Here is a 19,469-nt window from a genome sequence, read left to right as displayed (position 1 = left end):
GCGCCTGAAGTCAATTCTTAACCATCCGCCGTGCAACCTGAAGAACCGAAACGATTCGATTCTTCAGGAGCCGCCCATGACATTCCATGCCATCGCATTTCCAGCCGCACGACGTCGGTCGGAGATCGAGCAGGCAGCGAGGATGCTCAACGAGACGCATGGGGCAGCTGCAGTCGCGGCGTGGAAAGAGCTCATGCGGTCCATGGCCGCAAGGATGCAGGCCATGGGTGTCGCTGAAAACGAGGTGCGGGAGCAGATACTGGACTTCCAGGCCGCCGTTCAAATCGAGCTGCAGTATATCGCCGAAGCCGTCTGAGCGCCGGCTGCCCGGTGTTGAGAGCTGGTGAGCCGTGCTTTCCTACGCCGCGTCGAGTTCGCTGTGCAACGGAATCTCCACATCGATTTCCAGCAGCGAGAAGTTCTTGTCGCGGTCGAGCTTGACCTGAACCTTGTCGGCATCGAGCTGGATATGCTTGGAGATGACGGCAAGGATTTCTTCCCGCAGGATGGCCACAAGATCGGTCTGTCCGATCGATGACCGCTCATGGGCGAGCAGCAATTGAAGCCGGTCGCGTGCGGTGGACGCTGATTTTTGCCGCTTGAACAGGCTGAGTATATTCATGCCGCCCTCCGGCCGAAGATTTTCCCGAACAGGCTGGTCTTGTTTCCCGGGATGGACATGGGCACGTCTTCGCCCGCAAGCCGGCGAACCGCGTCGAAATAGGCTTGCGCCGGTGCGCTCTTGAAATCCGCGATCGTGACCGGGGCGCCGACATTCGATGCACGAAGAACCTCGGGGCTTTCCGGGATGATGCCCAGCAGCGGAATGGACAGGATCTCGAGGACGTCATCGACCTTGAGCATGTCGCCGCGCTCGGCCCGCACTGCATCGTAGCGTGTCAGCAGCAGGTGCTTTTCCATCCGCTCGCCGCGCTCGGCCTTCATCGTCTTCGAATCGAGAAGACCGATAATGCGGTCGGAGTCGCGCACCGATGAGACTTCCGGATTGGTCACGATCACGGCCTCGTCGGCATGGCGCATCGCGAGTGTCGCGCCGCGCTCGATGCCGGCGGGGCTGTCGCAGATCACCCAGTCGAAGTAGCGCTTGAGTTCGGCGATAACCCATTCGACGCCTTCGGCGGTGAGCGCATCCTTGTCGCGCGTCTGGGACGCCGGAAGCAGGAACAGGTTTTCCAGCCGCTTGTCGCGGATGAGTGCCTGGGTGAGCTTGGCGTCGCCCTGGATGACATTGACGAGATCGTAGACGACCCGGCGTTCCGCACCCATGATCAGATCGAGATTGCGCAGGCCGACGTCGAAATCGACGAGCACGACCTTCTCGTTGCGCAAGGCGAGGGCGGCACCGAGCGCAGCGGTGGATGTCGTCTTGCCGACGCCCCCCTTGCCCGAAGTTACAACGACTACTTTTCCCATCCGGTCCGCTCCGTTGTTGCTATGCAATTTTCTGAATTTTCATTTCATCGCCGTCCAACCAGAGGTGAACAGCCTGGCCCTGCAGATCCGAGGTGAATTGATCGGCAGTGGTGTAGATGCCGTCGATCGAGAGCAGCTCGGCCTCGAGCTTGCGGCAAAAGATGCTGGCCGACGCGTTGCCCAGTGTGCCGGCAATGGCGCGGCCGCGAAGGGTTCCGTAGATGTGAACCGAGCCGCCGGCGATCACCTCGGCGCCCGAGGCGACCGAGCCGATGATCGTGACGTCGCCTTCGGGGAAGATGATGGACTGGCCCGAGCGCACAGGGTGCCTGATCACGATGGACTGCTGTAACGCGGGAACCGCAACCGGTGCGCGGCTTGCCTCCGCTATCTCGATCTGCGGCTCGGCTTTCGGCTCTACGGCTGATGTCACGGAATGGACTTCGATATCCGCGCCGGGACGGCCGCCCTTCATGATGGGCGGCATGCCGGGTTCGAGCATCGAGGGGCGCGCGCCTTCGACACCCATGATCCTGACGCTTCTGGTCGAGAGTTCGCCGAGGAGATGCTTGAATTCGAGCTTGCTCACCGCGAGGTCCGTGACATCGAGGACCACGGGGCGTTCGAGAAAGAAGCCCGCCGAACGCGCCGCGAGGTTATCGAGACCCGCGAGCCACTGGTCGAGAGGCATTTCGGGCGTCAGGACGACGGCAAGAAAGGACTTGCCTTTGATGCGGATGGAACGAGCGTCCGGGAGTGCGTCTGACATGGCTGAGAAATTTTCATTGGCTGATGAGCAGCAAAGCGAAGCGCCATTATTCCTCCCGGAAGCTGGATCGAGGCTGTCTTGGCGCTTCGACGCGACCGTGACGCCACGATTTATTTGGCGAGAATGGATCATCAGGGGCCAAGCTCGTTGAATCTCTGGGGCTGACTTTTCGACGCAAAAGTCCGCTTCAAGGCGAGTGGTCCGGAACGTCCTGCTTCCGGACCTTTCGCTTTCAGGCTCTCTTTCTCATGCGGACATGATCAGAATTCGATCACGACCTTGCCGAAGGGGCCGCGATCGAGATGGGCAAGTGCATGGTCGGCCTCGTCAAAACGATACCGCCTGTCGATCACCGGCTTGAGCCCGATCGTATCGACGGCCCGGACGAAATCCTCCAGCGCACGTCGATGCCCGACGGAGATGCCCTGGACCACCGGCGACTTGAGCAACAGCGCCGGCGCCGGACCGGAAATCTCGAGCCCGGCGAACACCCCGATCAACGACACACGGCCGCCCACGGCGACGGCGTTCAACGCCTCCGCGAAGCCTGCACCGCCCGCAATGTCGAGCACGTGATCGGCGCCATAGCCGTCGGTCAAGTCGAGAAGGTTCTCCACCCAGCCATCCCTGGGCAGAAGATGATTGGCGCCCAGCAAACGCACACGCTCGAGCTTCTCGGCGCTCGATGAAGTGACGAAGGTCTCGGCACCATGGGCCCTGGCAATCTGCAGCGCGAAGAGCGCGACACCGCCGGTACCCTGGATCAGCACTTTTTCGCCCGGTTTGAGATGTCCGCTCTCCACAAGCGCCATCCATGCGGTGAGCCCAGCACAGGGCAGTGTGCTGGCCTCACCCGGATCGAGTGTCCTTGGCGCTGCGGCGAACCAGTCCGCAGGGAACGTCACGTATTCGCTGAGCACGCCGGGATAAGAGCCGCCCAGCGTCTTGTAGGGCGGGTTGCGTGCATCGCCCAACCCCTTGCCTTCGATTCGGCCGGGCATGAACGTGGAAATCACCTTGTCTCCCGGCTTGAAGCGGGTCACGCCGGGGCCGACGGCCTCGACCGTGCCCGCCATGTCGGACGCCGGCACGACGGGAAATTGAAGCGGCAGGCCCATGCCGTTTTCCAGGACCAGCTTGTCGCGGTAGTTCAGCGAGACCGCCTCTGTCCGCACGAGGACCTCGCCATGGGTGGGTTCGGCTACCTCGGCCGTCCGAATCTCGAAGTCCTTTGGGCCGATTGCCGTCATGCTCCATTGCCGTGCCGTTCTCATCATGTTGCTCCTTCACATTTCGATGAAAGGAAGCATACTGTTGAAAATGCATCGGCAGTTGCGCTATAAATTCGTCATACTGGTTCCGTTGGGGATACAATATGGAGCACCTGAAAGACATCGCGGTCTATGTCGAAACGGTCGAAGCCGGAGGCTTTTCCGCTGCGGCGAAGAGGCTCAACCTGACACGTTCCGCAGTCGCCAAGACGGTCGCCCGGCTGGAGGAACGGCTGAAGGTACGGCTGTTTCACCGCACTACGCGCAGCCAGAACATCACCGAGGAAGGGCGCTTCTTCTACGAACGATGCCAGCGGGCCGTCGAGGAGATCCGGGCGGGGGAGGCCGAGCTTGAATCCGGCCGTCGCGAAGTCCGCGGCAAGCTCAGGGTGACGATGCCGGTGATCTTCGGCCGTCAGTGCGTCGCGCCGCTGCTCATCGGCCTGCTCGACAAGCATCCGGCGCTCGAGCTCGATCTGTCATTCAGCGACCGCGTTGCCGACCTCCGCGCCGATGGTCTCGATCTTGCCGTTCGCAACGGCCGCCTCAAGGACGATAGCGAAACCATGGCCCGGCGGATCGCCTTCCAGCGCCTGACGGTATGTGCGGCGCCGGCCTATCTGGAGAAACACGGCGAGCCGAGCGATCTGGATGAACTCCCGACACATGAGGGCATCGTCTACGGCAAGCGGGATAGCCACGACACTTGGGTGTTTCCATCGCAGGACGATCCGTGGCGGGTCGTCCTGCCACGATCACGGCTTCGGCTCGACGACCTCGAGTCGATCCGGGACGCCGCCTGTGCCGGGTTCGGCCTTGCCTGGCTGCCCTGCTGGATGATCCGGAACGACGTGGCCGCCGGACGGCTCCGACAGGTCCTGACGTCGGTGCCTTCGGTGACGTTCGAAACGCATGCTGTCTGGCCGCGATCACCGGTCATGTTGCCGAGAGTGCGACTGGCGATCGATACATTGGTGACCGAGCTTCCGAGTCTTATGGAATAGTCCGTAAACGGGCGGCCCGTCACGTTGACGGGCCGCGTCTCGCCTGCACTCAGCATCAAGCAATGCTATGCCCGCATCAATTTGCGCTCTTCGGGAAAGCCGGAAGTTTCGCAATATCAGCCGCATCGTGCTGGACGATCAGGATCGCATCGAGCGATTTCGCAATGCCTGTCAGCCTTTCCATCGACGCCAGCGTGTCGGCGCGATCGTGGTTAAAGCTTGGCACGCCGTGATTGGCGAATTGCTCCTCGAAATGCGCGACATCGCCTGACAACAGCACCGGCCCCGTCTTCGCCAGTTTTACCAGGAGGCTGGTTTCGCCGGGCGTGTGTCCCGGCGTGGCAAGGATCACCACCGATCCGTCACCGAACACGTCGCGATCGCCGGAGATCGGATCGACTTTCGAGCTGCCATCGAGCCAGGGCTTGATGAAGCCCGGGTCGACGGCGAAGGGCAGGGGATCGGCCTTGAACTGCGCGAGATCCGCAGCCCCGATCATCAGTGTTGCCCCGGGGAAGGTCGATGCCTGCCCGACATGATCGAAGTGATTGTGGCTGATGCCTAGCCGGCTGATCTGCGCTGGCTTGATGCCGATCCTGGCAAGCTGTGTCGGCAGATCTTCCGCCAGCGTTGGCGCGAGGGCTGCGGATTTGTCGACTTTGGCTCCGATCAATGCTGCGGGAAGTCCCGCATCCCAGAGCATGTAATCCTTGTCATGACGGATGAGATAGCAGCTGTCGGTCAACGTCCGCTTCTCGCCCGAATAATTGTAGGTGTCGGAAAACAGGGCCAGGTCGCCGACTGCTATCTCTCCGCAATCCAGCCGCCAGAGTTCTACGTCCGCGGCATTTGCCGCAGCCCCCGACATCATCAGGATTGCGCCGGCGAGAAGGTTTGTTGTCATTGCGTTCATTGTGGTCTCCTTGGATGGAGGCCAGCTTGTGCCAGAGTTCGAAACGCGACTTGGGACCGGTATGATCGCGTTTGAGCCCGAAACGCTCGCGGGCGTATTTTCTATCCGGCGATCCTCGCCTATGTTCAGGTTATGAACATGCATCACCGGACCAATAATGACCCAGATCTGGGAACCACGCTGCTCGAGCGGCTGCGCCCGATGCTGGCACCGATGGGGACTGCCGGGTGGTATCAGCATGGAAATCGATTGTTTTCCTACTGCTCGATCGATCGGGAACGGTTGAAGGCAATTGAGCTACCCAATCCATTGATCGGCATTCTCCTGCGCGGACAGAAGGAAGTGTGGCTCGGCGACACGGTTCATGTCTTCGAGCCCGGTACTGTGTTCGTGCTTCCCGGCCGGGTGCGGATGGACGTCGTCAACATTCCCGCCGAGCATACGCCCTACGAGTCCCTGGTGCTCGAAGTCGCTGCCGCCAGGCATATCGCCGTTGATCGGGCAGCAATCCGCAATTGGGACCCACGGATTCACGGTTCCTCTCGACACCGATCTGGTCGACGCTCTCGTTCATGCCGCCACCTCGATCGCCAGCGATGCGGCAGGCGACGTGCTGAAGGCGTTGCGCCTTGCCGAGGTGCTGACGCTGATGCAGCCGCTCGCCGCGGCGCGGCCGCTCTTTGAGACCAGCCTGGCGGAGGAGGTTGCCTGGGCGATCCGCGCCGCGCCGTCCGAGGCCTGGACCGTGGAGCGCCTCGCCCGACAGCTTGGCCTGGGGGCTTCGACACTGCGCCGCCGCCTGGCGTCGGAGGATCAGTCGTTCCGCAAGATCCTGCGGGTTGAGAGGCTGAAGGCGGGTCGAAGCGCGATCGCCTCCGGTGCATCGAGCGTGGCTGCGGCCGAGGCTGCCGGCTATCATTCCCGTTCCCACTTCGCGCGCCGCTATCGCGAAAACTACGGCACGTCGCCGAAGGGGCGGCGGATTGGTTAAAAGCACCGCATGAAGATGTTCCTGAAAGGCCTGCTATTTTCCACAGCGATGGCATTCGGCGGCGCAGCCACGGCCGCCGAACAACCGCAGCCGCCTGCATGCAGAGCGCAGACCTTTGCGGCGGTCAACTACATCATATGCGCGGCAGATCCCGGGAAGGCGCATCTCAGGCTGTTCTGGAAGGATGCCGAAGGCAAGCCCTACCGAACCTTCGCGCATGTGGCCGAAGCGCTTGCTGCCGAGGGAAAGTCACTGACATTTGCCATGAATGCCGGGATGTACAAGGATGATTTCTCGCCCTTGGGCCTCTTTGTCGCGGATGGCGAGACACTGGCGCCGGCCAACACGTTCGAGATCAAGGGGTCGCCCGGCTCGGTTCCGAATTTCTACAAGAAGCCGAAAGGCGTGTTCTTCCTGGAAGACAGACACGCGGGAATACTTCCCATGGACACCTATTTGAAGCGCCGGGGCAAGGCGACGTTCGCGACCCAGTCCGGTCCGATGCTTGTCATCGATGGCAAAACCAACCCTATCTTTATCCCGGGATCAACGGACCGAACCCGGAGAAGTGGCGTTGGGATCTGCGAGAGTGGCGTGGTTCGATTTGCGATCAGCGACGGCCCGGTGAACTTCCATGATTTCGCAAGACTGTTCCGTGACGAGTTGAAGTGCTCCAACGCCCTGTTTCTCGACGGCGGCAGGGGAGCGGGAACTTACGTGCCGGCTTTGGATCGCGAAGACTGGTCCGGCCACGGCGGCTACGGCCCGATCGTCGGGCTGGTGGAATAGTCGTTGACCGCCCGGAAGATTGATCCCTGATGAGCCTCCATGAAGTGCGCAGCGCACTCCAGGTGGTAAGCGCCCGATGACAAATCTCTCGTGGAAAATGCGTAGCATCGGAAAACATTTCCGAAATATTCGTCTATCTCAATGGATTAGAAGCTTATGGCGCAGAGGATGGGACTCACGCCATAGTCGTCTGAAATGCTTGGAAACCTCGGCGTTTCAATCCGTCGATTTGTTGTCATGAGCTTAGCGCTCTCAAATGTCAGCTTTTGGGATGAAGCAGAAGTTCGCTGAAACGTCCGATTGGAGGGCGCGAAGCGGTCTATCACAATCAATCTCCTATGTCCGCAATGGGGCCGACGAACGAACCCGCTGCGCGGGAGGGCGCCTGCGGTTGAGGTAGAGGGCACAGGCCGGACGTTGCGCCTGCATTGAGCGTCGTGTGGCAACGGCAGAGCATGACGGGCTTCTTCAACAAGAGCCTGACCATGCAGCACCCCCATCTCGACACGCCCGTCAGCCCCCCGCACCAGCGGTTGATCGACGACATGAACATGCGGCGTTTCTCACGCGAAACGCAACGCAACTATCTCCGCGACATCGGACGCCTGGCGACCTTCCTCGGGCGTTCACCAGACACGGCGACCGCCGCTTCCTGCTCCATGTCTTGCCGCGCGGCTCCCATCGCATCCGGCACTACGGCCTGCTCGCCGGCTCCGCTCGCAAGACCAATCAGGCGCTCGCCCGCGAACTCCTGGACGTCGCCGCACCAGCCGATGACGACACACCAGGCGAACCGGATGACTTCCGCCCGCCATGCCCCTGCTGCGGCGGACGAATGATCGTCGTCGAGGTGTTCGAACGCTGGAGGCAGCCGCGCGGACCGCCGGATGTGATGGCAACGAACCGGGAGACCGCTTCATGACCAGGCATGGCATGATCCAGACTTCAGCCGCGGGCGCCCCGCCTCCGGCAACCGACCCATGCGCGTTCATGGTGATTATCGCCGCCTACAGGGTCGCGACGAGCCGGCTAAACCGCGCGGAGGCGCAACGAAGCGGCCTGTCCGCATCCATCGCCCCACTCCCTGGCCGCGGTCGCGCCATCGCAGACATCAGCCGCAGATCGAAATCCCCATAGCCTCCGACTGTGGCCCGCGGGTTTCTTCCTCGGGGCACTTTCGTACGCCTGCCGGCGCCCGAAACTCTTCACGTTTCCCGCTGGTCCGCTTCTGGTGCTACATATCCGAAAGCGGACGCGATGTTACAAATCCATCGTAACTCATTGACGCTGGCGTTGATCACGACGATAGGGTCAATCCAGGAAATGTGGTAAGCGCCAGGCAAACAACAGCAGGAGTGCAATAGTGAGCGAGCCGACCGTAGCAGAAGCAATAAACCGCATTTATGAATCGCTCCAGGCGGACAATGCCGACATCGACGTGCATATCGCGACTCTCAAGGCAGCGTTGACGCTGGCGGGTTTGAAAGAGGCGGTATTCGATCCGGCTAGGCTCGTCCAGAACAACCGCTCTGGCAGGAAGCTAATGCAGGCATATCTTCGGCAGCGCGGCGTGACGGTGAAATTCTCGGCTCAGTGAAGCCGGCCCAGCACGTCAGATAGGCCGCAGCATGACCGCTAACCTGAGCACCTTGAATGAGGCCTTACACCAAGGTCTGTCCACGGTCTGCCGTCAAGAGCCTACAGGAAGTCGTCACGCCTGGGCGTAAACGTATCGATCAGCAGGCCTTTTTCGTGCGCCACGACGCCGTGGACAAGGTTCGGGGCGACAATGAAGCTGCTGCCTGCTTCGAGACACTGGGTGACACCATCGACTGTGACGTCGAAGCTTCCTTCCGCTACATAGCTCACCTGCGTATGCGGGTGCGAATGCAGCGCGCCGACGGCGCCGGGCTCGAAGCTGAAGGCGACGAGCATCATTTCCGGGCGTTCGGAAAGAACTGCTCGGCGATTACCCGGCGCGACTTCTGTCCAAGTGATATCTTCCGGGAGGCTGTAGAAGGACTTCATGCTGTTTTCCTAACGTGCCAGCCAGCCGCCGTCGACGGGCAGGATGGTGCCATGAACATAATCCGAGGCCGACGACGCGAGGAAGACGGCAGCGCCTACCATGTCTTCCGCCTTGGCCCAGCGCCCGGCCGGGATTCGCTTGAGTATATCCGCACTGCGTTCCGCGTCAGCGCGGAGTGCGGTGGTGTTGTTGGTCTCGACATAGCCCGGCGCGATGGCGTTGACGTTGATGCCCCGCGCTGCCCATTCATTTGCCATCAGCTTGGTCAACCCGGCAACACCACTCTTCGCCGTCGTGTAGGAAGCCACACGGATGCCGCCCTGGAACGAAAGAAGCGACGCAATATTGATGATCTTCGCGGAGCGACCGGCCGCGATCGCGGCCTTCGCGAATGCCTGACACAGGAAGAAAACCGATTTCAGGTTGGTGTCCATGACATCGTCCCAATCGGCTTCCGAGAAATCCAGGGCGTCGGCACGGCGGATGATACCGGCATTGTTGACGAGAATGTCGGGCGTGGCATGCGCCGCGATCGCCCGGTCTATGACAACGCTGGCCTCTGCCTTGTTGGAGAGGTCGGCCTTGAGCGCCACGAATTTGCGCCCGGCGGCGATGATCCGTGCCGCCGTCTCGTCCATGCTCGACCGCCCGACACCAACGATGTCCGCGCCAGCTTGCGCCAGTCCAACGGCAATCGCCTGGCCGATGCCGGTATTGGCGCCGGTCACGATAGCCCAGCGACCCGATAGGTCGAAAAGATTCATCGCAGCGCTTCCATCGGCACCTTGTCCATGTCGGTGAAACTCATGTTATCGCCGGCCATCGCCCAGATGAAGGAATATCTGCCGGTGCCCGCGCCCGAATGAATGGACCAGCCGGGCGACAGCACCGCATCGTGGTTCTTGAGCACCACATGCCGGGTCTCACTCGGCTCGCCCATGAAGTGGAATATCCGCGTCGTCTCCTCCATGCCGAAATAGAGATAGACCTCCATGCGCCGGTCGTGCACATGCGCCGGCATCGTGTTCCACACCGAGCCCGGCTCGAACATCGTCAGGCCGACCAGAAGCTGGCAGCTTTCGCAGACGTCGGGGTGGACATATTGGTTGATGGTGCGGGCATTGGCTTCCGCCGCCGAACCGGTCACCACCTTCTTTGCCATGTCGATGGTGATCAGCACGGTCGGGCAGGTCCGGTGGGCGGGCGCGCTGAGGAGATAGAAATGAGTTGGCTCACCCTGATCCCGGCTGGCGAAGGTCAGTGCCTTCGCTCCCATGCCGACATAGAGCGCTTCCTTGTTGCCGAGCACATGGTCCGCGCCATCCACCGTCACCACGCCCGCACCACCGATATTGACGATCGCGGCCTCGCGCCTGTCGAGGAAGCGGTCGGTTCCCGTCTCTTTGACATGCTCGATCGTCAACGGACCTGAAACCGGCACGACGCCGCCGACGATCATCCGGTCGAGATGGCTGTAGGTGAGGTTGATCTCGTCGGGCCGGAACATGCCTTCGATCACGAACCCGTCTCTCAGCCCTTGCGTATCGCGGCGGGCGGTATCCTCGGGGCCTACGACCTGGCGGGTTGTCACGGAAATTGTCACGGCAATTGCCTTTCGTCTTTCATTTCAGGTTCAAGTCAGAACCACGTATTCGGTGAGTTGGCTGATGCTCGTGTCCGCTTTTTCGACATCGAACACCTTGGTGCCGTGGCTCATGATCACGAAGCGGTCGCAGACCTGGTAGGCGTGGTAGAGATTGTGGGTGACGAAGACGCTCGAGACGTTCTCGGCCTTGAGCTTGAGGACCTGGTTCAGCAGCGCTTCGGTCTCGCGGACGGAAAGCGCCGATGTCGGCTCGTCGAGCAGCAGGACCCGCTTCTTGAAGTGGACGGCGCGGGCGATGGCGACTGCCTGTTTCTGCCCGCCCGAGAGATTGCCGACCAGCACATCAGGCGAGTCGATGCCGGAGATATGCACCGCGTTTTTCAGCACCTGCATTGCAGTGTCGCGCATTTCGCCCTGCCTGAGAAAGCCGAAGGCATCCGTCAGTTCGCGGCCCATGAAAATATTGCGGGTGATCGACAGCGAGTCCACCAGCGCGGTGTGCTGGTAGATCGTCTCGATGCCCGCGGCGGCGGAATCCGAGCGGCAGGTGAATTCGGTCTTCGCGCCGTCGATGCTGAGATGGCCCACTGTCGGCTTGTGGATGCCCGAGATCAGGTTGACGGTGGTTGACTTGCCGGCGCCGTTGTCTCCAAGCAGGCCGACCACTTCGCCCTCGCCTATGTGAAAGCTGAGATCGCGCAACGCGGTCAGCGCGCCAAAACTCTTCGAGATGTTGTGGAGTTCGAGAAGATTGGCCATCAGGCGAGCCCCCGCCGCTCTATGAGGTGGTTGAAGATCGCCGCAACCACGATCAGCGTTGCGATGAACATGTCGAGATAGAAGCCCGGAGCGCGCAGCAGCAGCAGCACGTCGGTCATCGTGTGGATCAGGAGTACGCCGAGGAAGACGCCGAGGATCGTGCCGCGGCCGCCGCGCAGCGACAGCCCGCCGATGACGCAGGCGGCAATCGCCTGCAATTCGAGGCCCGCTCCCTGCCCTGGCTGGACACTGCCGACACGAGATGTGGCGAGGATGCCTGCAACAGCGGCCATGCCGCCGGCAATGGCAAACGCGATGAGCTTGACGCGGCCGGTGTTGATGCCGATTGCCGTTGCCGCACCAGGATTGCCGCCGGTCGCGAAGACATGGTTGCCGAAGCGGTGACGATGGAGCAGCAGGTGGAAGGCGGCGGCGAGCACGAGGATCCAGATGAAGGCAGCGTTGATGCCGAAGATGGTGCCGGCGAACAGGCTGGAGAACGCGGGCTCCGGATCGAAGCGCACCTGTACCGCGCCGTTGTAGAGCAGCACGGCCCCACGCCAGAACAGCAGGCCGCCGAGCGTCACGATGAAGGACGGCAACCCGAAACGCAGCGTGATTGTCCCGTTGAGCATGCCGATCAGGACGCCCGCGGCGATGCCGATGGGTGCGGCGATGAAGGCACTCAGGCCGCCATTGACCAGCGTCGCCATGAGGATGGCGGTGAATGTGTAGACCGAACCGATCGAGAGATCGAATTCACCTGATATCATCAGGATGCCCGCGCCGAGTGCCAGGGAGCCCAGCACAGGGACGGCCTTCATCAGGATCGTCAGGTTCTGCGGCGAGAGGTAGCGGAAATCGTCAGGGTAGAGAAGCGCGCCAACGATGCAGGCGACCTGCAATGTGGCAAAGACCAGAAGGATGCCGCCGGCGGGCATTGCCATGATCTGCTTCAGAAGCGATTGTCGTTGGGTCCGCGTACGGGGCGGGACAGTGTCGGCCATAATAGGAGTCACTTTGGAATACTCACGCAGGGATGACGGGGAACCCTCCGGATGTTGCCGGAAGGTTCCCGCGCATTGCGGTTAGCGATAAGTGCCGATCATCGGCTTGACGGAGCTGATGCGCGACTGATCGAGGAAGGCGCCTTGCCCGGTATCGATGTCGGTCGGCGTCAGGCCATATTTCTTCGCCAGCGCGATCTGTACGATCGGGTAGTAGCCCTGCAGATAGGGCTGCTGGTCCATCGTCGCGAACATGGCACCTGACTCCACCGCATTGACGATCTCGACCGCGAGGTCGAAGCCGCCGAACGGGATGTCGATGCCGGCGTCCTTGATGGCGCCAGCGCCAACGGTCGAGGTGACCGAACCGGTGCCGAACAATGCCTTGACGTTCTTGTTGGCGATCAGGAACTGCGCCATGATGTTCTGCGCCTCGGCGGGATCGAGGCCGGCGCGGACCGTCTCGACCTTGATGCCCTTTTCCTTCATCGCCTTCTCGATGCCGCCGCCGCGTGCCACGGCAAAGCTCGCCTCGGGGATTTCGCGCGGATTGAAGACCATGTCGCCTTCCTTGAGGCCGAACTTCTCGATCATGCGGTTGCCAAGTTCGTAGCCCGAGGCGAATTCGTTCATGCCGACATAAGCCTGCCGGCAATTGCCCTTGGCACCCTCGAGATCGTCGTTGTTGAAGCCGATCACGATGATGCCCGCCTTGACGGCGGAGCAGATGCTGGCATCGAACGCGTCCGAGCTGGAGATTGCAACGGCGATGCCGTCAACGCCGGCGGCGGTCGCGCTTTCGATCAGGTCATTCTGGCGCACCGGATCGTTGTTGGCATATTGCACATCAAGATCGACGCCGAACTGGGCGGCCGCATCTTGTGCGCCTTTCACCACCGGGTTAAAGAACTGGACGCTCGGATCCAGGTAGATGATCATCGTTGCCTTGACGTCGGCGGCTAGTGCTGCCGACGACATGGTTAGAGCAACGCCTGCAGCGAGCGCCGCAGTGGTCAATCTGGTCAGTTTCATTTGCGTATCCTCCCTTTTGGATGTGCAATAAGGGTCGTATGACCCGTGTCTCGGCTGGCGAGTTCCGACCAAAGATCGCGCCAGCCGAGATTTCCTCCTCTCCGGTTGCTCCAACAACCGGCAATCAGCCGAACCAGGGTGCCGGTCGTCCCAAAGTGACGTGGATGCCCTTGAACTGCGAATATTCGTCGAAACCGTAGCGGCCGAGCTCGCGCCCGAGGCCGCTCTTCTTGTAGCCGCCGATCGGCAGTTCCGGCGTTCCGTCGATGACGCTGTTGATCCAGCAGCGCCCGGCGCGGATACGGCGGATGCTTTGCAGCGCATTCTCCAGATTGGTCGACCAGACGGATGCAGACAGGCCAAACTCGCTGGAATTGGCGAGTGCGACTGCCTCGTCTGCGGTCTTGAAGCTCATGGTCGAGAGGACCGGCCCGAAGATCTCTTCACGGGCGATCGACATGTCCGAGTTTACGCCGCTGAAGACCGTCGGCGCAAAATAGAGGCCCTTGCCCTCGCCCGCCCGCGTCCCGCCCAGGAGCAGTTCGGCTCCATCAGCGACGCCCGCATCGACATAAGACTGGACCTTGGCCGTATGCGCTTCCGAGATCATCGCGCCGATCTTGGTCTTCTCATTCAACGGATCGCCGAAAGTGACCTTGCGGGAAATGTCGAGCACCCGCTCCATCAGCGCATCGCGGATACCTTCCTGCACCAGCAGCCGGCTGCCTGAAATGCAGCACTGGCCGGCATTGTGATAGACGCCATATGCGATGCCGTCGGCGGCGGCCTGGAGGTCGGCATCGTCAAAGACGATCTGGGGACCCTTGCCGCCGAGTTCCAACCCGACGCGCTTAACGCTGCGTGCAGCGATCTCGCCGAGCTTCGTGCCGACGCGAACCGAGCCGGTGAATGCCACCATATCGACACGGGAATCTTCCGCCAGTATCTGGCCGGCCGGATCGCCGTATCCGGTGACGACATTGAAGACCCCATCCGGAATGCCCGCCTCGCGCGCGAGTTCAGCCATGCGGATCGACGTGCCCGAGGTGAATTCCGACGGCTTGAGCACCACGGCGCAGCCGGCACCGATGGCCCAGGGCACGCGCTCGGATGCGATGATGAAGGGAAAATTCCAGGGCGTGATGATGCCGACGACGCCGACCGGCTCGCGCAGTACGAGGCCGAGACGGTCGTCACCGATATTGTTGTGCGTCTGGCCTTCGAGCGCACGGGACTGACCGGCCGCGTAAGACCAGAGATCCGCACAAAAGCCGATCTCGCCCCGCGCCTGAGCGATCGGCTTGCCGACTTCGAGGCTCTCTGCCACGGCGAGCTCTTCCTGATTGGCAAGAATGAGTTCGGCCACCTTGAACATCAGCCGCGACCGCTCGCCACCGGACATGCGCGGCCATGGGCCGGCATCGAATGCACGGCGGGCTGCGGCGATCGCCAGACCGACGTCATCCGCGGACGCTTCCGGCCATGTGCCGACAATGACGCCGGCATGGCCGGGGCTTACACGATCAATCGCGCGGCCGGACGCTGCATCAACGGACTTGCCATCGACAAGCATGCGATAGCGCGCTTTAATGCCCAGGCGAGAATCCGTGGTATCGGGCGATATGAAATTGGCGAGCAAAACTTCTCCTCCCCCGGAATCCAGTTCCGGAGCCTTCTCGTTCTCAGGCCCTCCAGGCCGTGAGAATTATGTTGCGAATGCATTGTATGGTACTGTATGGTGGTTTTAGATGGTTGTCAACGCATCATGGCGGCGCAGATAATGGGACTTGAAATTCTGAAGACGGAGACCGGGGAAACCACGGCCGCGCAGGTCGAACGCGATCTCCGAGAGGCGATCATCCGCCTGGAACTCGCGCCGGGAACGCGCCTTTCCGAGCAGGAGATAGCCACCCGCATGGGCGTATCCCGCCAGCCGGTGCGCGAGGCACTGATCGCACTTGGCAAATCCAAGCTGGTGGACATACGGCCCAATCGGGGGACGGTGGTCGTTCGCATATCCGCGCGGCAGATGATGGAAGCCCGGTTCGTGCGTGAAGCGATCGAGGTCGCCGTGGCCCGGCGCGCAAGCGAGGGCTTCGACAACTGGACCCGACGCCGGGTCGATACGATCCTGTCGCGCCAGAGGGCTGCCATGGAAGCGAATGATCACAATGCGTTCCGGCGCGAGGACGAGCAGTTTCATATCGCGATTGCCGAGGGCGCAGGCTGCGGGCTGGCCTGGAACGCGGTTGCCGACATCAAGGCGCATATGGACCGGGTCTGCAATCTTCAGCTCCGCCATCCGGATTCGATGAAGAATCTGATCTCCGAGCATGAAGCGATCATCGTCGCGATCGATTCGAAGGATTCCGATGCCTCCGCTGCAGCCATGCGCCGGCATCTCAACGGTATTCTGTCCGACTTGCCTCAGATCGAGGCAGACAATCCCGAGTTGTTCGAATGAAGTGCGGCTCTGAGAAATATGCGCCCAGGGATATTGAAAGTTCCGTCTGCCAGGGATGCTCGAAGTAGCGCGACAGATGTTTCGCGCTTATGCAATCCGCTGCAGACACTGCCTGTTTCTGCCTTCGGAAAATCGTCGGAGTCACTCCGACCCTTTCTCTGACCTTCTTCGTTAAGTGGCAGCCATTTTCGAAGCCCATGTCAACGACTGTTTCGTGCTTGAGTTGGATGCTATGTGGCCTGCTATGCAGTACGAAATGAGCACCGCCACTTTGATTGACGATGAGGGCTGTCACCGTGTCGGCTATTTCGTAAGCAACTACCGCTCTCCTCGTTCGCTGGTTGCCATAGCCACCGACGATCTAATGGACGACTGTTTCGGGGGTTGGTCCCCATCAGATGATGATGCCGATCCGAACTCACTCGACGCGATCTACTATGGAATTTGCTTCTGGACATCTGGTGAGTGCGTCGAGAGAAAATCCCCTCTCAGGACCTCCATTGGTTCACGAGCTTCCTTGCTTGTGAGTTTGAAGCCGTCAGTCCCCATCCCCAGGTGCCGACGTCGGAGTCAACTGGGCAACCGTCCGCTTTCAGGAACTCGCAGGCGCTGGGCGAGCGGCTGGATTGGGGGCGCGAAGCGGTCATGTCCGCCCTATTCGCCAAATGGTGACACGCAAAACGGTCATCGCAAAAGTGGGCCCTTTGCATTTCCTGCAAAATTTCTCTATATGAAACAAAGGGATATGGCGGAGAGGGTGGGATTTGAACCCACGGTACCCTTGCAGGTACGCCGCATTTCGAGTGCGGTACATTCAACCACTCTGCCACCTCTCCGCGGGGCACCGGGAACCAGCGTGGGTTCCGAGCGTGTGGGCCGCGATATAGCGATGAAAAATGGCTGACGCAAGATAGAAAAAGCGCCGATCGTCGTTTCTTTGCCTGCGATTGGCTTGACAGGATTTGGGGCCTCGCGTACACGCATGGGCGGAAGACTGCGGGCAATCATGTTCGCGGCATGTTTTGATGTTTGCCACGCGGCGGGAATCAAGGCATATCTCACCGGCGAAGTTCGCTTCGCCAAAGACCAATCGACTGAACAAAAAGACCGCCCGACCGAGGCCCTTAGCAGGTTTTTATCGAGGCGCGTTCACAGAACATGAAAGGACAAAAAATGTTCGCAGTCATCAAGACCGGTGGAAAGCAGTACCAGGTTGCTGCCAACGACGTCATCCAGATCGAAAAGCTGGAAGGCGAAGCCGGTGCGAAGATCGAATTCACAGAAGTCCTCGTTGTTGGCGAGGGTGCCAGCGCCAAGATCGGCGCGCCGTTTGTTGTCGGCGCCGTCGTGACCGCGGAAGTCGTCGAGCAGGGTCGCAAGCGGAAGACCATTTCTTTCGTCAAGCGCCGCCGTCAGAATTCCAAGCGCAAGAAGGGCCACCGCCAGCATTTCACCAAGGTCCGCATTCTCGAGATCGCGGCTTAATAGGTTAGAGGACAAGGAGCAAAACCATGGCACACAAAAAAGCTGGCGGTTCGTCGCGCAACGGTCGCGATTCCAATTCCAAGCGTTTGGGCGTGAAGAAGTTCGGCGGCGAAGCTGTCGTCTCCGGCAACATCATTCTGCGTCAGCGCGGCACCCAGTGGCATCCCGGCGCCAATGTCGGCCTCGGCAAGGATCACACGATTTTTGCAGTCACCGAAGGTACCGTGAATTACCGATCCAAGGCCAATGGCCGCGTATACGTATCCGTGATGCCGAAAACGGCAGCAGCAGCAGAGTAAGCCGGCACTCTTTAAACAGTCGGCGCCTCATCGGCCCGACTGACGCTTCAGGTCACAAGACCTCCAGGGTTCAAAAAGGGAAGATGGGGTGAAATCCATCTTCCCTTTTCGTTTGCGCTCACCCCAGGAGGAAAAAATGCAAACTCAACTGAAGGAAAGCCAGAGCCAAGCTGGTTTCAGAAGTGAGATGCGGCAGGAGTCGAGGGACTCGGCGCCGCTGGAGTTCGTCTCGCCCATTCTCGTCTCGGAGCGCCTGACCTTGCGCGCCCCTGAGATGGCGGACACCAACGCAATTGCCCATCTCGCCAACACCATGAACGTCGCCTCCATGGTGTCGCGCATGCCGCACCCCTATACGATCAAGGACGCCGAAAACTTCGTCGCCCGCGTCGCCTCGGGCGCGATGGGCAAATGCGTCTACGCCATCACGCTTGCTGAAACCAAGGCGTTTATCGGCGCCTGCGGGCTGGAGGCGCATGAAACGGGCCGGGGGATCGAACTCGGCTACTGGATCGGCGAGAGCTATTGGAACCGGGGTTTTGCGACGGAAGCCGCGCAGACCCTGATCGATTTCGGCTTCCGCCATTTCGACGTCGACTTCATCGATGCGCGCGCCCGGGTGATGAACATCGGATCCCGGCGCGTGATCCAGAAATGCGGCTTCCAGTTCCAGGGCACCGGCATGGCCGATTCGCTCGCGCTGGGCGGCAGCGTCGCCGTCGAGTGGTTCCGGCTCGACCGCAAGACCTGGGGTTCGCTGAGAAGTTGGGGAGGGGCAAGATGAGTGCCCTGATCGAACATCGAGAGATATTCCCGGTCGCACCTTCGCCGGCCCAGTTGCAGCGGGTTCCGGAGATCGAACTCCGAAGTGATGCGCTGCCGCGCCAGCCGCTGATCCGGACCGGCCGGCTCACGCTGCGCCGCCCCGAGCCCCGCGATGCCGAGGTGATTTCGGCATCGCTCGCCAACTACCGCGTGGCCAGGATGCTGACCCGTGTCCCCCAGCCCTATCATCTGGAGGACGCGGAGGATTGGCTCGTCTCGATCGGCGAGCTCGCGCAGGAGGCATGGGTCTTCGCGATCACGCTGGGTGGCGTCCGCGCCATCCTGTCGCCCGAACTCGAGGCCGCCAATGGCAACGTCTCGGACCGCCTGATCGGCGTCGTCGCGATCGAATGGCGCGAGGCGGGCAACCGTACCGGGTGGCATCTCGGCTATTGGCTGGATGAAGCGCATTGGGGCAAGGGTGTCATGACCGATGCCGTCAATGCCGTCGTCGCGCGCTTCTTCTCGGTGATGATGGGCGAGACACTGTTCTCATCCGTCATGGCCGACAATCCGGGCTCGCTCAGGATCCAGGGCAAGCTGGGTTTCGATGTGACCGGGGTCGAGGATGTCTATGCGGCTTCGCGGGCGGAAGGCGTGCGGCTGATCACCACGGAGCTGACGTTCGGCGGCTATATGCCGATGTGAAATGAAATTCGGGCGCCATCCAGATGACGCCCGAATTTTTTTAGCCATGGATCGGCACCGGTTGCATTTCCTCAATTGAAGCGCTTGCTAATTCAATCTATAGTTATTTCTTCGCGCTTAGGTGTAGGGGAATACGGATGGCAC

At 61.0% G+C, this 19,469-nt stretch carries 22 protein-coding genes, 1 tRNA gene and 2 pseudogenes; 12 read left to right on the top strand and 13 right to left on the bottom strand.

Features of this window, described 5'->3' with window-relative positions; all coding sequences use genetic code 11:
• Window positions 1-76 precede the first annotated feature (76 nt).
• The gene (locus tag IHQ71_RS20375) at window positions 77-316 is read left to right on the top strand and encodes a DUF6074 family protein (protein WP_258158256.1); all 240 of its coding nucleotides are present in this window, start codon (window positions 77-79) and stop codon (window positions 314-316) included.
• A 42-nt stretch (window positions 317-358) separates the two neighbouring features.
• Here the strand turns inward: IHQ71_RS20375 and minE are convergent, their stop codons facing one another.
• The 4 genes from minE to IHQ71_RS20355 form a co-directional block, all read right to left on the bottom strand.
• Entirely contained in the window at window positions 359-622 is a 264-nt protein-coding gene (gene minE / locus IHQ71_RS20370; protein ID WP_258158255.1) for a cell division topological specificity factor MinE, read from the bottom strand.
• Window positions 619-1,434: a septum site-determining protein MinD gene (minD, locus tag IHQ71_RS20365; RefSeq protein WP_258158254.1), complete on the bottom strand. Its 816-nt coding sequence runs from the start codon at window positions 1,432-1,434 to the stop codon at window positions 619-621. The genes minE and minD overlap by 4 nt, the downstream gene beginning before the upstream one ends.
• A gap of 19 nt (window positions 1,435-1,453) precedes the next feature.
• Window positions 1,454-2,203, bottom strand: coding sequence for a septum site-determining protein MinC (gene minC, locus IHQ71_RS20360; RefSeq protein WP_258158253.1), 750 nt, complete (start codon window positions 2,201-2,203; stop codon window positions 1,454-1,456).
• 260 nt (window positions 2,204-2,463) lie between these two features.
• Window positions 2,464-3,477, bottom strand: a complete 1,014-nt coding sequence (locus IHQ71_RS20355) for an NAD(P)-dependent alcohol dehydrogenase (RefSeq protein WP_258162895.1) — start codon at window positions 3,475-3,477, stop codon at window positions 2,464-2,466.
• A gap of 101 nt (window positions 3,478-3,578) precedes the next feature.
• On the opposite strand from IHQ71_RS20355, the gene IHQ71_RS20350 reads away from it, so the two are divergent.
• Window positions 3,579-4,478 carry a LysR family transcriptional regulator gene (locus IHQ71_RS20350; RefSeq protein WP_258158252.1) on the top strand — a complete coding sequence of 300 codons (900 nt, stop codon included), beginning with the start codon at window positions 3,579-3,581 and terminating at the stop codon, window positions 4,476-4,478.
• A 76-nt stretch (window positions 4,479-4,554) separates the two neighbouring features.
• Here the strand turns inward: IHQ71_RS20350 and IHQ71_RS20345 are convergent, their stop codons facing one another.
• Window positions 4,555-5,391 carry an N-acyl homoserine lactonase family protein gene (locus IHQ71_RS20345; protein WP_258158251.1) on the bottom strand — a complete coding sequence of 279 codons (837 nt, stop codon included), beginning with the start codon at window positions 5,389-5,391 and terminating at the stop codon, window positions 4,555-4,557.
• Between the two features lie 132 nt (window positions 5,392-5,523).
• Between IHQ71_RS20345 and IHQ71_RS20340 the strand changes: the two are divergent.
• The 5 genes and pseudogenes from IHQ71_RS20340 to IHQ71_RS20320 all read left to right on the top strand — a co-directional run.
• Window positions 5,524-5,808, top strand: a pseudogene (locus IHQ71_RS20340) (AraC family transcriptional regulator); the annotation flags it as partial.
• 76 nt (window positions 5,809-5,884) lie between these two features.
• Complete coding sequence (locus tag IHQ71_RS20335) at window positions 5,885-6,382, top strand: helix-turn-helix domain-containing protein (protein ID WP_258158250.1); 498 nt, start codon at window positions 5,885-5,887, stop codon at window positions 6,380-6,382.
• 9 nt (window positions 6,383-6,391) lie between these two features.
• A complete protein-coding gene (locus IHQ71_RS20330; RefSeq protein ID WP_258158249.1) occupies window positions 6,392-7,171 on the top strand; it encodes a phosphodiester glycosidase family protein in 780 nt (259 codons plus the stop codon).
• 643 nt (window positions 7,172-7,814) lie between these two features.
• Window positions 7,815-8,093 (top strand): annotated as a pseudogene (locus IHQ71_RS20325) (transposase); the annotation flags it as partial.
• Window positions 8,094-8,531: 438 nt separating this feature from the next.
• The gene (locus tag IHQ71_RS20320; RefSeq protein WP_258162894.1) at window positions 8,532-8,768 is read left to right on the top strand and encodes a hypothetical protein; all 237 of its coding nucleotides are present in this window, start codon (window positions 8,532-8,534) and stop codon (window positions 8,766-8,768) included.
• 101 nt (window positions 8,769-8,869) lie between these two features.
• Here IHQ71_RS20320 and IHQ71_RS20315 read toward each other — a convergent pair whose 3' ends face one another.
• The 7 genes from IHQ71_RS20315 to IHQ71_RS20285 all read right to left on the bottom strand — a co-directional run bounded on the left by IHQ71_RS20315 (window position 8,870) and on the right by IHQ71_RS20285 (window position 15,243).
• The gene (locus IHQ71_RS20315) at window positions 8,870-9,199 is read right to left on the bottom strand and encodes a cupin domain-containing protein (RefSeq protein WP_258158248.1); all 330 of its coding nucleotides are present in this window, start codon (window positions 9,197-9,199) and stop codon (window positions 8,870-8,872) included.
• A gap of 9 nt (window positions 9,200-9,208) precedes the next feature.
• Window positions 9,209-9,964, bottom strand: a complete 756-nt coding sequence (kduD, locus tag IHQ71_RS20310) for a 2-dehydro-3-deoxy-D-gluconate 5-dehydrogenase KduD (protein WP_258158247.1) — start codon at window positions 9,962-9,964, stop codon at window positions 9,209-9,211.
• Window positions 9,961-10,803: a 5-dehydro-4-deoxy-D-glucuronate isomerase gene (kduI, locus tag IHQ71_RS20305; RefSeq protein WP_258158246.1), complete on the bottom strand. Its 843-nt coding sequence runs from the start codon at window positions 10,801-10,803 to the stop codon at window positions 9,961-9,963. Before kduI ends, kduD begins: the two co-directional genes overlap by 4 nt.
• 30 nt (window positions 10,804-10,833) lie before the next feature.
• Entirely contained in the window at window positions 10,834-11,565 is a 732-nt protein-coding gene (locus IHQ71_RS20300; RefSeq protein WP_258158245.1) for an ATP-binding cassette domain-containing protein, read from the bottom strand.
• The gene (locus tag IHQ71_RS20295) at window positions 11,565-12,512 is read right to left on the bottom strand and encodes an ABC transporter permease (protein WP_374989892.1); all 948 of its coding nucleotides are present in this window, start codon (window positions 12,510-12,512) and stop codon (window positions 11,565-11,567) included. The genes IHQ71_RS20300 and IHQ71_RS20295 overlap by 1 nt, the downstream gene beginning before the upstream one ends.
• A gap of 141 nt (window positions 12,513-12,653) precedes the next feature.
• Window positions 12,654-13,604: a substrate-binding domain-containing protein gene (locus IHQ71_RS20290; RefSeq protein WP_258158243.1), complete on the bottom strand. Its 951-nt coding sequence runs from the start codon at window positions 13,602-13,604 to the stop codon at window positions 12,654-12,656.
• A gap of 124 nt (window positions 13,605-13,728) precedes the next feature.
• Window positions 13,729-15,243 (bottom strand): aldehyde dehydrogenase family protein, encoded by a 1,515-nt coding sequence (locus IHQ71_RS20285; RefSeq protein ID WP_258158242.1) that lies wholly within the window; start codon window positions 15,241-15,243, stop codon window positions 13,729-13,731.
• Window positions 15,244-15,366: 123 nt separating this feature from the next.
• On the opposite strand from IHQ71_RS20285, the gene IHQ71_RS20280 reads away from it, so the two are divergent.
• Window positions 15,367-16,068 (top strand): GntR family transcriptional regulator, encoded by a 702-nt coding sequence (locus IHQ71_RS20280; protein WP_258162893.1) that lies wholly within the window; start codon window positions 15,367-15,369, stop codon window positions 16,066-16,068.
• 746 nt (window positions 16,069-16,814) lie between these two features.
• On the opposite strand, the gene IHQ71_RS20275 is transcribed toward IHQ71_RS20280, so the two are convergent.
• Window positions 16,815-16,904 (bottom strand) — tRNA-Ser (locus IHQ71_RS20275).
• Between the two features lie 337 nt (window positions 16,905-17,241).
• Here IHQ71_RS20275 and rplU point away from each other — a divergent pair.
• The 4 genes from rplU (at window position 17,242) to IHQ71_RS20255 (ending at window position 19,325) form a co-directional block, all read left to right on the top strand.
• Window positions 17,242-17,553, top strand: coding sequence for a 50S ribosomal protein L21 (rplU, locus tag IHQ71_RS20270; RefSeq protein WP_258158241.1), 312 nt, complete (start codon window positions 17,242-17,244; stop codon window positions 17,551-17,553).
• A 26-nt stretch (window positions 17,554-17,579) separates the two neighbouring features.
• Window positions 17,580-17,852: a 50S ribosomal protein L27 gene (rpmA, locus tag IHQ71_RS20265; protein WP_258158240.1), complete on the top strand. Its 273-nt coding sequence runs from the start codon at window positions 17,580-17,582 to the stop codon at window positions 17,850-17,852.
• Window positions 17,853-17,988: 136 nt separating this feature from the next.
• A complete protein-coding gene (locus IHQ71_RS20260) occupies window positions 17,989-18,636 on the top strand; it encodes a GNAT family N-acetyltransferase (protein WP_258158239.1) in 648 nt (215 codons plus the stop codon).
• Window positions 18,633-19,325, top strand: a complete 693-nt coding sequence (locus IHQ71_RS20255) for a GNAT family N-acetyltransferase (RefSeq protein ID WP_258158238.1) — start codon at window positions 18,633-18,635, stop codon at window positions 19,323-19,325. The genes IHQ71_RS20260 and IHQ71_RS20255 overlap by 4 nt, the downstream gene beginning before the upstream one ends.
• Window positions 19,326-19,469 lie beyond the last annotated feature (144 nt).

It is taken from the genome of Rhizobium sp. TH2, from assembly GCF_024707525.1.
Lineage (GTDB): Bacteria > Pseudomonadota > Alphaproteobacteria > Rhizobiales > Rhizobiaceae > Rhizobium_E.
The sequence above is the reverse complement of the archived record's forward strand: the minus strand, read 5'-3'. Positions and strand labels throughout refer to the sequence as shown.